Source organism: Pseudomonas sp. PA-6-3C, from assembly GCF_021605825.1.
Classification (GTDB): Bacteria; Pseudomonadota; Gammaproteobacteria; order Pseudomonadales; family Pseudomonadaceae; genus Aquipseudomonas; species Aquipseudomonas edaphica.
Genome location: NZ_WKDV01000020.1, coordinates 45,454 through 58,417, shown reverse-complemented (window position 1 = coordinate 58,417; position 12,964 = coordinate 45,454). Strand labels below are relative to the sequence as shown.

Genomic DNA, 12,964 nt, shown 5'->3' with positions numbered 1-12,964 from the left:
TAAAACTACGGCGCCGGTTGAAGCCTGCGCCGTAGCATTTACGGGCACAACGGTCCTGCTTTGCTACAACGTCGCTTACACGCCGCTTTGCAGCAGCATGTTACGGATGTGACCAATGGCCTTAGTCGGGTTCAGGCCTTTGGGACATACGTTGACGCAGTTCATGATCCCGCGGCAGCGGAATACGCTGAACGGGTCATCCAGTGAAGCCAGACGCTCGGACGTCTTGGTGTCACGGCTGTCTGCCAGGAAGCGGTACGCTTGCAGCAGGGCAGCTGGACCCAGGAACTTGTCCGGGTTCCACCAGAAGGACGGGCACGAGGTCGAGCAGCAAGCGCACAGGATGCACTCGTACAGACCGTCGAGCTTTTCACGCTCTTCAGGGGACTGCAGACGTTCGATGGCCGGAGCCGGCGTGTCGTTCTGCAGGAACGGCTTAACTTTCTCGTATTGCTTGTAGAAGATGCTCATATCGACCACCAGGTCACGGATAACCGGCAAACCTGGCAGAGGACGAACGATCAGCTTGTTACCTTTAACAACAGCCGACAGCGGCGTGATGCACGCCAGGCCGTTTTTGCCGTTGATGTTCATGCCGTCGGAGCCACAAACGCCCTCACGGCAAGAGCGACGATAGGAGAAACCTTCGTCCTGCTCTTTGATCAGTGCCAGTACATCCAGCACCATCAGGTCTTTACCACCGGTATCGACCTGAAATTCCTGCATGAACGGCGCGGCGTCCTGATCAGGGTTGTAGCGGTAAACACTGACTTTCAACATGGCAGCCACCCTTAGTAAGTCCGAATCTTCGGTTCAAACGTCGGCACCGTCTTCGGCGAGAAGTTCACGGCACGCTTGGTTACGCGCTTGTCACCCGGGAAGTACAGGGTGTGGCACAACCAGTTTTCGTCGTCGCGATCTTCAAAGTCTTCACGGGCGTGGGCACCACGGGATTCTTTACGAACCTCGGCGGCGATCGCAGTGGCTTCGGCCACTTCCAGCAGGTTTTGCAGCTCAAGGGCTTCGATACGAGCCGTGTTGAACGCCTGGCTCTTATCGTTGATCTTGACGTTGGCGATGCGCGTGCGCAGGTCGGCCAGCTGGGCAATACCCTTCTGCATGTATTCGCCGGTACGGAATACACCGAAGTAGTTCTGCATGCAGCTTTGCAGCTCGCGACGCAGGGTAGCCACGTCTTCGCCATCGGTACGCTCGTTCAGAGCGTTCAGGCGCGCCAGGGCGGCCTCGATGTTGGCGTCGGTGGCGTCATCGTATTCGATGCCGTCGGTCAGGGCTTTTTCCAGGTGCAGGCCGGCAGCACGACCGAATACCACCAGGTCGAGCAGCGAGTTGCCGCCCAGACGGTTGGCACCGTGTACCGATACGCAAGCCACTTCGCCTACGGCGAACAGACCGTGGATGATCTCGTCCACGCCTTCGGCGTTCTGGGTGATCGCCTGGCCATGAATGTTGGTCGGCACGCCGCCCATCATATAGTGGCAAGTCGGAACAACCGGCACCGGAGCAACTACCGGGTCAACGTGCGCAAAAGTCTTGGACAATTCGCAGATACCTGGCAGGCGGCTGTGCAGGACTTCTTCACCGAGGTGATCGAGTTTCAGCAGTACGTGGTCGCCGTTCGGGCCACAGCCGTTACCGGCGATGATTTCCTTAACCATCGAACGGGCCACAACGTCACGACCTGCAAGGTCTTTGGCGTTCGGAGCATAACGCTCCATGAAACGCTCGCCGTGCTTGTTGATCAGGTAACCACCTTCACCACGGCAACCTTCTGTAACCAGTACACCGGCGCCGGCGATGCCGGTCGGGTGGAACTGCCACATTTCAATGTCTTGTACCGGCACGCCAGCACGCAGGGCCATGCCGACGCCGTCACCGGTGTTGATCAGGGCATTGGTGGTCGACGCGTAGATACGACCTGCACCGCCGGTTGCCAGCACAGTAGCCTTGGCACGGATGTAGGTGGTTTCACCGGTTTCGATGCAGATGGCGATCACACCGACGAAGGCGCCGTCGGCGTTCTTCACCAGGTCAACGGCGTAGTACTCGTTCAGGAACGTGGTACCGGCTTTCAGGTTGCCCTGATAAAGGGTGTGCAACAGCGCGTGACCGGTACGGTCGGAAGCGGCGCACGTACGGGCAGCCTGCCCGCCTTTACCGTAATCCTTCGACTGGCCGCCGAATGGACGCTGGTAGATACGACCTTGCTCGGTACGCGAGAACGGCAGACCCATGTGGTCCAGCTCGAACACGGCGGCCGGGCCTTCCTGACACATGTACTCGATAGCGTCCTGGTCACCGATGTAGTCGGAACCCTTGACGGTATCGTACATGTGCCAGCGCCAGTCATCGTTCGGGTCGGCGGAGGCGATGGCGCAGGTGATGCCACCCTGGGCCGACACAGTGTGGGAACGGGTCGGGAACACCTTGGTGATCACGGCAGTCTTGTGACCGCCCTGAGCCAGCTGCAGCGCTGCGCGCATGCCGGCACCGCCGCCACCAATAATGATGGCGTCGAAGGAAATAGTTGGAATGTTAGCCATGAATCAGATACCCCAAAGAATCTGCACACCCCAGACGAAGTAAGCGAACATCGCAACGCCGCAGACTGCCTGGAAGAGAAAACGTACTGCAGTCGCGGACTTGCCCAGCGCCATCGGCGTCAGGTAGTCGGTCGCGATGGTCCACATGCCGACCCAGGCGTGAGCGCCCAGGGCTACAAGGGCCAGCAGACTGAAGATTCGCATCGCATTGTGGGAAAACAGGCCATGCCATTGCTCATAGCCGATGCCCGGGTTTGCGACGAGGTATCCGATCAGGAAAATGAAATAAGCCGCGAGAACGACCGCAGACACACGCTGTGCCATCCAGTCATAGAGGCCCGAACGCGAAAGGTTCGTAACGCTGGTTACCATATCCAAACTCCTGCCAGAACGATCAGCACCACGGAAATGGCGATGATGATTTTCGAGCCCAGGCGGCCGCCTTCCAGCGTCTCACCGATACCCGCATCCATGATCAAGTGGCGCACACCGGCTACCAGGTGATACAGCAGAGCGGACAGGAGGCCCCATGCTACGAACTTGGCCAGCGGGCTGGTCAAGCATGCCTTCACCTCGGCGTATCCTTCCTCGGAACCCAGGGATTTGCTCAATGCATAAAGCATGATGCCCAAGCCCAGGAACAGGATGATGCCGGAAACACGGTGCAGGAACGACGTAACGCCGGTGATGGGGAGTTTGATGGTCCTTAGGTCTAGGTTTACAGGTCGTTGGCTATTCACGGCTTTTTTTCACACTGAAGAGCCCCTAACAATCAGGGCAAAGTTGTTGGGGAGTGCACTGGTCAGGTAAGCACCACCCAGGGAGTGCGACCCCCAATGAAAGCAAGCCCAAAAGCCCTTGGCGGTCGGTGGCCGAGTATAGACAGTTAGGTTACTAATGACAACGCGCACTCCTCACCCTAATAGCGGATTGCGCTGGCGGTATAAAAGGCGTAAATGGCAGTCAATTTCGACGAAAAAGTATGGTTAAAGCCTTCTGGAGCAAGACTTTAGGCAAATTGACATCTGGATTTATATCAATATAGTGGTGCGGGCCCTGCGTGGGGGGTCTGTCTGATGATTTGAAGCATAAATAGGAGGCCACATGGCTGACAAAAAAGCGCAGTTGATCATCGAGGGCGCAGCCCCCGTCGAGCTGCCCATTTTAACCGGCACCGTTGGTCCCGATGTTATCGACGTACGGGGCCTGACGGCCACGGGCCGTTTCACATTCGACCCAGGCTTCATGTCGACCGCCTCTTGCGAGTCGAAGATCACCTATATCGATGGTGACAATGGTATTTTGCTGCACCGCGGCTACCCGATCGAACAGCTTGCTGAACAGTCGGACTACCTGGAAACCTGCTACCTGCTGCTAAATGGCGAATTGCCAACAGCTGAGCAGAAAGCCCAGTTCGTCAGCACCGTGAAGAACCACACCATGGTTCACGAGCAGTTGAAGACCTTCTTCAACGGCTTCCGTCGCGACGCCCACCCGATGGCCGTCATGTGCGGTGTAGTCGGCGCCCTGTCGGCCTTCTATCACGACTCCCTGGACATCAATAACCCGCAGCATCGCGAAATTTCCGCGATCCGCCTGGTTGCCAAGATGCCAACCCTGGCCGCAATGGTTTACAAGTACTCCATGGGTCAACCCATGATGTACCCGCGCAACGACCTGACGTACGCGGAAAACTTCCTGCACATGATGTTCAACACCCCGTGCGAGATCAAACCGATCAGCCCGGTGCTGGCCAAGGCGATGGACAAGATTTTCATCCTCCACGCCGACCACGAGCAAAACGCCTCCACCTCCACCGTACGTCTGGCGGGTTCTTCGGGTGCCAACCCGTTCGCCTGTATCGCCGCCGGCATTGCCGCATTGTGGGGCCCTGCCCACGGCGGTGCGAACGAAGCCGTGCTGACCATGCTCGATGAAATCGGCGATGTGTCCAACATCGACAAGTTCATCGCCAAGGCCAAGGACAAGGAAGATCCGTTCAAACTGATGGGCTTCGGTCACCGCGTCTACAAGAACCGTGACCCGCGTGCCACCGTGATGAAACAGACCTGCGACGAAGTGTTGAAGGAGCTGGGCATCAAGAACGATCCGCAACTCGAACTGGCCATGCGCCTGGAAGAGATCGCCCTGACCGACCCTTACTTCATCGAACGCTCGCTGTACCCGAACGTCGACTTCTACTCGGGGATCATCCTCAAGGCGATCGGCATTCCAACCAGCATGTTCACCGTGATCTTCGCCTTGGCACGCACTGTCGGCTGGATCTCGCACTGGAAAGAAATGCTCTCCAGCCCGTACAAGATTGGCCGTCCGCGCCAGCTGTACACCGGCTACGAGTCGCGTGATATCACCAAACTGGAAGATCGCAAGTAAGCATCTAACTATTTGGTCTTAAAAACGGCCTCCTTTCACAAGGAGGCCGTTTTTATTTGTGCAGGAATTGAGCGCAAGACCGGAGGCCAGCGCCAACCGGGACGCAGAGCGTCCATGGCTGTATTCCCACGCAGAGCATGGGAACGATCGGCGTAGAGGCACTTTATTGATGCAAGCGTTGAGAAACTGTTTTGTGAAATCCGTTACCAATAAAAGCAAAAAAATGCCCCGATCTCACGACCGGGGCATTTTTTTTGTAGCCGTTACAAATCTTAGTGGTTTACCGCCCCACTCGCCCCCAGGCCAGTCTGCGAACGCACAAACTGCGGGAAGTACAGCGCACGCTCTTTCTCTGCCGCCGCCGACTTGTCGGTGATGGAGAAGAACCAGATGCCGACGAACGCAATGATCATCGAGAACAGCGCTGGGTATTCGTAAGGGAAGATCGCTTTTTCATGGTGCAGGATCGACACCCAGATGGTCGGGCCAAGGATCATCAGGCCGACGGCACTGATCAAGCCCAGCCAGCCGCCAATCATGGCGCCACGGGTGGTGAGGTTTTTCCAGTACATGGAAAGCAGCAGCACCGGGAAGTTACAGCTGGCAGCAATCGAGAACGCCAAGCCGACCATGAACGCGATGTTCTGGCTTTCGAACAGGATACCCAGGCCGATCGCCAACACGCCCAACGCCACGGTGGTGATCTTCGACACGCGAATCTCATCTTTCTCGTTGGCCTTGCCCTTCTTGATCACACTGGCGTACAGGTCATGGGACACCGCCGAAGCACCGGCCAGGGTCAAACCGGCAACCACTGCCAGGATGGTGGCAAACGCCACGGCCGAGATGAAGCCGAGGAAAATGCTGCCACCCACCGCGTTGGCCAGGTGCACCGCCGCCATGTTGTTACCGCCGAGCAAGGCACCTGCAGCATCCTTGAACGCCGGGTTGGTGCTCACCAGCAGGATCGCGCCAAAGCCGATGATAAACGTCAGGATATAGAAGTAGCCGATGAAACCGGTGGCATACAGCACGCTCTTACGCGCTTCCTTGGCGTCACTGACGGTGAAGAAGCGCATCAGGATGTGCGGCAGGCCGGCCGTACCGAACATCAGCGCCAGGCCCAGCGAGAATGCCGAAATCGGATCTTTTACCAAGCCGCCGGGACTCATGATCGCCTCACCTTTAGGGTGAACCTTGATCGCCTCGGAAAACAGCATGTTGAAGTCGAAGTTGACGTGCTTCATCACCATCAACGCCATGAACGAAGCACCGGACAGCAACAGCACCGCCTTGATGATTTGCACCCAAGTGGTTGCCAGCATGCCGCCAAACAGCACATACATGCACATCAGGATACCCACCAGGATCACCGCTACGTGGTAGTCCAGACCGAACAGCAGCTGAATCAGCTTGCCCGCCCCTACCATTTGCGCGATCAGGTAGAACGCCACCACCACCAGCGAGCCACAGGCCGACAGACTGCGGATCTGGGTTTGCCCCAGGCGATAGGACGCCACGTCGGCAAAGGTGTACTTGCCCAGGTTACGCAGGCGCTCGGCGATCAGGAACAGAATAATCGGCCAGCCCACCAGGAAGCCGATCGAGTAGATCAGGCCATCGTAGCCGGAGGTGAACACCAGCGCGGAAATCCCCAGGAAGGACGCCGCCGACATGTAGTCGCCGGCAATCGCCAGGCCGTTCTGGAAACCGGTGATCTTGCCGCCGGCCGCATAGTAGTCGGCCGCCGACTTGTTGCGTTTGGACGCCCAGTAGGTGATGCACAACGTCGCGCCGACGAAGACCACGAACATCAGGATCGCTGCAACGTTCAGCGGTTGTTTGTGCACTTCACCGGTCAATGCATCCGCCGCCCAAACGGCGGGCGCAAAGACCGAAGCGCCAAGTACAGCCAATAGACGACGGATCATTGCGCAGCCTCCTTGAGAATCGCATTGTTCAGGTCGTCGAATTCGCCGTTGGCGCGTCGTACATAGATGCCGGTGAGGACAAAGGCCGAGACAATCAGGCCGACCCCGATGGGGATGCCCCAGGTGATGGATGAGCCGGGGCTGAGTTTGGCCCCCAGTATTTGTGGCCCGTAGGCAATCAACAGGATGAAAGCGGAGTAAAGCCCTAGCATGATCGCCGAGAGAATCCAGGCGAACCTTTCCCTTTTTCTGACCAGCTCCTTGAAACGCGGGCTGTTTTGAATCGAGAGGTAAATGCTGTCGTTCATTGTTTTTATCCTCGCAGCACAGCTTTTTATTATTTTGGAACATATCCACTGTATGCGGCTGCGGAACAGGTTCCAGACGACCTTAGTAGTAGAGGGAGTGTAGCGAGGGTTTACGGGCGTGCGAGGCTAATGTGGGAGCGGGCTTGCCCGCGATGGCGGTGTATCAGTCAAAACATCTGTGACTTATACGCTGCCATCGCGGGCAAGCCCGCTCCCACAAGGGTTAGTGCTTTATTTTGCGGTCCACTCGGCGACACGTTCAGGGTGCTTGGCGACCCAATCCTTGGCCGCGGCATCAGGCTTGGCGCCCTCTTGAATTGCCAGCATCACTTCGCCGATTTCGTCCTTGGAGGCCCACTGGAATTTCTTCAGGAAAGCGGCGACTTCCGGCGCTTTCTTCTCCAGGCCCTTGCTGCCGATGCTGTTGACGGTCTCAGCAGCACCATAAATCCCTTTTGGGTCGTCCAGAAAGCGCAGTTTCCACTTGGCGAACATCCAGTGTGGCACCCAGCCGGTCACCGCAATGGATTCCTGCTTGTCTTCGGCACGGGTCAGCTCGGCGATCATCGCAGCGCCCGAACTGGCTTGCAGTTTGTAGTCCAGGCCATAGGCCTTGATGGCTTCGTCGGTCTTGAGCATCACGCCTGAACCGGCGTCGATGCCGACGATCTTGTTCTTGAAGGTGGTGTCGGTCTTGAGGTCTTCGATGGACTTGGCTTTAACGTACTCCGGCACGATCAGGCCAATTTTGGCATCCTTGAAGTTGGGGCCGTAGTCGACCACCTTGTCCTTGTTCTTGGTCCAGTATTCACCGTGAGTCACGGGCAGCCAGGCGGAGAGCATGGCGTCGAGTTTGCCGGTAGCTACGCCCTGCCACATGATCCCGGTGGCGACCGCTTGCAGTTTCACGTCGTAACCGAGTTTTTCCCTGATCACCTCGGCTGCCACATGGGTCGTGGCAACGCTGTCGGACCAACCATCTACATAGCCGATGCTCAGGGTTTTGCTGTCGGCGCTGGCCAGTGTGGAGCCCATCGCAACTACCAGAGTGGCAGCTGCGCCCAAGAGTCGTCGCATCTTCATAATACTTCCCCGAAAGTGCTGCGCTCGGCGGATGCCGAGCGACGTCAACCTGTTGTTATAGGGTGCATCGCGCCCCCTTCACGCGCGTCGATCACGGTGGTGCGCCGCCAGTGGAGTGCTGACACTTCGATCATCAACCTGCCGGGGCCTTGGACCTGCTCTGTCAGCGACCTCGGGTAAGCAAGAAACGACATCACATCGCCAGCAGGACAGTTCTTAGGACTTGGCGTCAATTTCCCGCCCGAACTTTGCATGTCTAAATTATGCAGCCCCACTGGGACGGGCTAAATCCGGGTAAGATGCGCGCCTTTGCTCCCCCAGATAAGCTGACCATGCCCGCGACTGCCCGCTTTCCTGCCCTGCCCTATTTCTGCGCCTTGATCCTCGGCGTGCTTGCCCTCGTCGGCTATTGGTACGGCCTTGGCCGACCGGTGGTGTTGCCGGATGTGGCCAGTGCCAGCCACAAGATGCAATGCGCGTCCTACACGCCGTTCGACAAGGACCAGTCGCCGTTCGACCAGCCGTTCAAACTGCGCCCTGAGCGCATGGACGCCGACCTGGCGCTGCTGGCCACCCGTTTTGAATGCATCCGCACTTATTCCATGACCGGCCTGGAAGCCCTACCGGGCATGGCGCGCAAGCATGGTTTGAAGGTGATGGCCGGCGCTTGGGTCAGCAGTGACCCGGTGGCCACCGAAAAAGAAATCAAAGAACTGATTGCTGCTGCCAATGCCAACCCCGATGTGGTCACTTCGGTGATCGTCGGTAACGAGGCCCTGCTGCGCAAGGAAGTCACCGCCAAGCAGTTGGTGACGCTGATCCATCAGGTCAAAAGCCAGATCAAGCAGCCGGTCACTTATGCCGATGTGTGGGAGTTCTGGCTGCAACACCCGGAAATCGCCCCGGCGGTGGATTTCCTGACCATTCACCTGCTGCCCTACTGGGAAGATGACCCGTCGGGCATCGACCAGGCCCTCAAGCATGTGGGGGATGTGCGCCAGACCTTTGGCAACAAATTCGCCCCTAAAGATGTGCTGATCGGCGAGACCGGCTGGCCCAGCGAAGGCCGCCAGCGCGAAACCGCGGTGCCGAGCCGGGTCAACGAGGCCAAGTTCATGCGTGGTTTTGTGGCCATGGCCGAGGCCAATGGCTGGCGCTACAACCTGATCGAAGCGTTTGACCAGCCGTGGAAACGCGCCAGCGAAGGTGCAGTCGGTGGTTACTGGGGCTTGTTTGACGCCGACCGCCAGGACAAGGGCATCCTTGCCGGGCCGGTGAGTAACGTGCCGTATTGGCCGCTGTGGCTGGGCATCGGCGGCCTGATTCTGCTGGGCACTCTGGCACTGGGCGGCCGGGTGCGCAGCGCGCGTGCCGCATTCATGCTGCCATTACTCGGCGTAGTGGCCGCCTGCTCCATTGGCACCTGGGCCGAGCTGACCCGTGTCACAGCACGTTTCAACGATGAATGGGTGTGGGCGGGCTTACTGGTGGTGTTGAACCTGTTGGTACTGGCCCATGCCGCGCTGGCTTTAAGCGCTCGGGAAGCTTGGCGGGAACGCGCCTTCACTTGGCTGGAGCAACGCGCAGGTTGGCTGGTGGCAATTGCCGGGTTCGCCGGTGCAGTGATGATGCTGGCGCTGGTGTTTGACCCGCGCTATCGCAGCTTCCCAAGTGCGGCACTGGTATTGCCGGCACTGGTTTACCTGGTTCGCCCGGTCACCGGCCCGCGTCGGGAGATTGCGCTGCTGGCCTTCATTATTGGCGCCGGCATTGCGCCGCAGCTGTATCGCGAAGGCTTGTTGAACCAGCAGGCGTGGGGTTGGGCGCTGGTCAGCGGGTTGATGGTTGTAGCGTTGTGGCGTTGCTTGCGGGTGCGCAAAGCTTAAAAATGCTATCGCAGGCAAGCCAGCTCCCACATTCGACCGCATTCCATGGGATGCACCCAATCTAATGTGGGAACTGGCTTGTCGAATCGTCGCACCGCTGCGATGAGGCTCTATCAGACGCCCCGAGGCTTCCTGACCAACCGCAACCCCGCAATCACCACCGCAAACACCGCAAACGTGGTGTTATACAACGCCAGTGCCGGCAACCCGAACACCATCCCCAACACCGCCAAACCCCAGCCCGCTCGCCCCGGCACAAAAAACGCCAGCACCGACGTGACCAATGCGGCCCAGCCCAATACCTTGAAGTGAATCATCAGCCCCAGGTTCGAGCGCAACTGGCATTCCCAGCGGCTGGCCTCGTCAACGCAGACCCCCACCCACTGGCCGTCTTCCATAAACCCGTAACGGGCGCCATAACTGGCGGCCAACCATAACGGCAGGGCAATAAGCAGCAGGATCAGTGGCAAACGACGGGACATGGGGTACTCCGATAGGCAAAAACGGCGCTCAGCTTAATGCGCCGGCAGCCGTTAGCAAGGCGCATACACACAATTAGTGTTCATCAATGCATGGCAACGTGTATCTTCTGGCTACTATTACCCCGATTCCGTGGTTTTTTCCGACTTTTAGTGCCGAGGGCTGGCACTTCGGTGGCAACGCGGTGGTCATAGCCTGCGAACTTCATTCAGCACGTTTCCTCTTAGGGATTAAGTCATGCTCCGTTCCTTGCGCTGCGCTGCCTTGCTGGGCAGCCTATTTTTGAGTGCGTCAGCACTGGCCGTCGATATCGACCCAGCCAGCTATGGCTACCCTTTGACCAACCCGTTCGAAGCGACTATCGCCACCACTCCGCCGAATCTGCGCCCGCAATTGCCGAGCGACGACGAGATCAACCAGTCCGACTACAGCCTGACCATGCGCCCTGAGCGCCAGTTCAGCCTGCCGGACAACTTCTGGGCGGTGAAGAAACTCACCTACCGCATCGCCAAGCAAGACCACGCCGCACCGCTGATTTTCCTGATTTCCGGCACCGGTGCGCGGTATGACAGCAGCATCAACGAATACCTCAAAAAGCTCTATTACAAAGCCGGCTACCACGTGGTCCAGTTGTCCTCGCCCACCAGCTTCGACTTCATCGCCGCGGCTTCGCGCTTCGCCACTCCCGGCATTACCCAGGAAGACGCCGAAGACATGTACCGCGTGATGCAGGCGGTGCGCGCGCAGAACTCCACGCTGCCGGTGACCGACTACTACCTCTCCGGCTACAGCCTGGGCGCTTTGGACGCGGCATTTGTGAGCAAGCTCGACGAGACCCGCCGCAGCTTCAACTTCAAGAAAGTGCTGCTGCTCAACCCGCCGGTCAACCTCTACACCTCGATCACCAACCTCGACAAGCTGGTACAGACCGAGGTCAAGGGCATCAACAACACCACCACGTTTTATGAGCTGGTGCTGAGCAAGCTGACCCGTTACTTCCAGCAAAAAGGCTACATCGACCTCAACGATGCCCTGCTCTATGACTTCCAGCAGTCCAAGCAGCACTTGACCAACGAACAGATGGCGATGCTGATCGGCACCTCGTTCCGCTTCTCGGCGGCCGACATTGCCTTCACCTCGGACCTGATCAACCGTCGCGGCCTGATCATCCCGCCGAAATACCCGATCACCGAAGGCACCAGCCTCACCCCGTTCCTCAAGCGTGCGCTGCAATGCGACTTCGACTGCTACCTCACCGAACAAGTGATCCCGATGTGGCGCGCGCGCTCCGACGGCGGCAGCCTGCTGCAACTGATCGATCAGGTCAGCCTGTATGCCCTCAAGGACTACCTGCACGACAGCCCGAAAATTGCCGTGATGCACAACGCCGACGACTTGATCCTCGGCCCTGGCGACCTGGGTTTCCTGCGTAAAACCTTCGGCGATCGCTTGACCGTCTACCCGTTGGGCGGCCACTGCGGCAACCTCAATTACCGCGTCAACGCCGACGCCATGCTGGAGTTCTTCCGTGGCTAAATATCTTCTGCTGCTTGCCGCCTTGATGTGCGCAGGCGTGGCCAATGCCGACAACAGCAAGGCCCACGAGCCGGTCAAAGTCGGCGCCGACGGTTTCAAGGAACCGCTGACCAAACTCAAGTTCAACCCGGGCCTGGACCAGCGTGAATTCGAGCGTTCATCACTGACGGCACTTAACGTCTATGACCCGCTGGAGTCGTGGAACCGCCGCGTGTACCACTTCAACTACCGCTTCGACCAATGGGTGTTCCTGCCGGTGGTCAACGGCTACACCTACGTCACTCCCAGCTTCCTGCGTACCGGTGTGAGCAACTTCTTCAACAACCTGGGCGATGTGCCCAACCTGGTGAACAGCCTGTTGCAACTCAAGGGCCACCGCTCCCTGGAAACCACCGGGCGCCTGCTGCTCAACACCACCATCGGCATCGCCGGCCTGTGGGACCCGGCCACCGCCATGGGCCTGCCGCGCCAGAGCGAAGACTTCGGCCAGACCCTGGGCTTCTACGGCGTCCCTGGCGGCGCCTACCTGGTGCTGCCGATCTTCGGGCCCTCGAACCTGCGTGACACTACCGGCCTGATCGTCGACTACGGCGCCGAGACCGAGATCAACTTCCTCAACGTCTCCAAGGTCAGCGAAAACCACCCGGAAATCTGGGCTTTGCGCGCCGTCGACAAGCGCTACCAGACCAGCTTCCGCTACGGTCAGATGAACTCGCCGTTTGAGTATGAAAAGGTGCGCTACATCTATACCGAGTCGCGCAAGTTGCAGATCGCCGAGTAAC

The 12,964-nt window shown here is 58.5% G+C and carries 12 protein-coding genes; 4 read left to right on the top strand and 8 right to left on the bottom strand.

The features are described 5' to 3' along the window. Positions 1 to 75 precede the first annotated feature (75 nt). From GIW48_RS15285 to sdhC, 4 genes are read right to left on the bottom strand one after another with little or no spacing between them, the layout of a single operon-like run. Entirely contained in the window at positions 76 to 780 is a 705-nt protein-coding gene (locus tag GIW48_RS15285) for a succinate dehydrogenase iron-sulfur subunit (protein WP_003172807.1), read from the bottom strand. An 11-nt stretch (positions 781 to 791) separates the two neighbouring features. Further along, on the bottom strand, positions 792 to 2,564 hold the full coding sequence (gene sdhA / locus GIW48_RS15280) for a succinate dehydrogenase flavoprotein subunit (protein ID WP_017134444.1): 1,773 nt from the start codon (positions 2,562 to 2,564) through the stop codon (positions 792 to 794). A 3-nt stretch (positions 2,565 to 2,567) separates the two neighbouring features. Next, complete coding sequence (sdhD, locus tag GIW48_RS15275) at positions 2,568 to 2,936, bottom strand: succinate dehydrogenase, hydrophobic membrane anchor protein (protein ID WP_003172805.1); 369 nt, start codon at positions 2,934 to 2,936, stop codon at positions 2,568 to 2,570. Beyond that, positions 2,930 to 3,304: a succinate dehydrogenase, cytochrome b556 subunit gene (gene sdhC, locus GIW48_RS15270; RefSeq protein ID WP_016979564.1), complete on the bottom strand. Its 375-nt coding sequence runs from the start codon at positions 3,302 to 3,304 to the stop codon at positions 2,930 to 2,932. Before sdhC ends, sdhD begins: the two co-directional genes overlap by 7 nt. 364 nt (positions 3,305 to 3,668) lie before the next feature. Here sdhC and gltA point away from each other — a divergent pair, with 364 nt between their 5' ends. Continuing rightward, the gene (gene gltA / locus GIW48_RS15265) at positions 3,669 to 4,958 is read left to right on the top strand and encodes a citrate synthase (protein ID WP_017134443.1); all 1,290 of its coding nucleotides are present in this window, start codon (positions 3,669 to 3,671) and stop codon (positions 4,956 to 4,958) included. 272 nt (positions 4,959 to 5,230) lie between these two features. Here the strand turns inward: gltA and GIW48_RS15260 are convergent, their stop codons facing one another. From GIW48_RS15260 to GIW48_RS15250, 3 genes are all read right to left on the bottom strand, one after another. Continuing rightward, positions 5,231 to 6,889, bottom strand: coding sequence for a cation acetate symporter (locus GIW48_RS15260; RefSeq protein ID WP_017134442.1), 1,659 nt, complete (start codon positions 6,887 to 6,889; stop codon positions 5,231 to 5,233). Further along, the gene (locus GIW48_RS15255; protein WP_017134441.1) at positions 6,886 to 7,197 is read right to left on the bottom strand and encodes a DUF485 domain-containing protein; all 312 of its coding nucleotides are present in this window, start codon (positions 7,195 to 7,197) and stop codon (positions 6,886 to 6,888) included. The genes GIW48_RS15260 and GIW48_RS15255 overlap by 4 nt, the downstream gene beginning before the upstream one ends. Before the next feature lie 231 nt (positions 7,198 to 7,428). After that, positions 7,429 to 8,280, bottom strand: a complete 852-nt coding sequence (locus GIW48_RS15250) for a glycine betaine ABC transporter substrate-binding protein (RefSeq protein ID WP_017136250.1) — start codon at positions 8,278 to 8,280, stop codon at positions 7,429 to 7,431. 332 nt (positions 8,281 to 8,612) lie between these two features. On the opposite strand from GIW48_RS15250, the gene GIW48_RS15245 reads away from it, so the two are divergent. Next, entirely contained in the window at positions 8,613 to 10,166 is a 1,554-nt protein-coding gene (locus tag GIW48_RS15245; protein ID WP_177033502.1) for a glycoside hydrolase family 17 protein, read from the top strand. Positions 10,167 to 10,279: 113 nt separating this feature from the next. Here GIW48_RS15245 and GIW48_RS15240 read toward each other — a convergent pair whose 3' ends face one another. Next, positions 10,280 to 10,648, bottom strand: a complete 369-nt coding sequence (locus GIW48_RS15240) for a hypothetical protein (RefSeq protein ID WP_099549028.1) — start codon at positions 10,646 to 10,648, stop codon at positions 10,280 to 10,282. A 235-nt stretch (positions 10,649 to 10,883) separates the two neighbouring features. Between GIW48_RS15240 and GIW48_RS15235 the strand changes: the two genes are divergently transcribed. Together GIW48_RS15235 and GIW48_RS15230 are read left to right on the top strand one after the other, a co-directional pair. Beyond that, positions 10,884 to 12,182, top strand: a complete 1,299-nt coding sequence (locus GIW48_RS15235; protein ID WP_017136247.1) for a serine protein kinase PrkA — start codon at positions 10,884 to 10,886, stop codon at positions 12,180 to 12,182. Further along, positions 12,175 to 12,963, top strand: a complete 789-nt coding sequence (locus GIW48_RS15230; protein ID WP_017136246.1) for an MlaA family lipoprotein — start codon at positions 12,175 to 12,177, stop codon at positions 12,961 to 12,963. The genes GIW48_RS15235 and GIW48_RS15230 overlap by 8 nt, the downstream gene beginning before the upstream one ends. Position 12,964 lies beyond the last annotated feature (1 nt).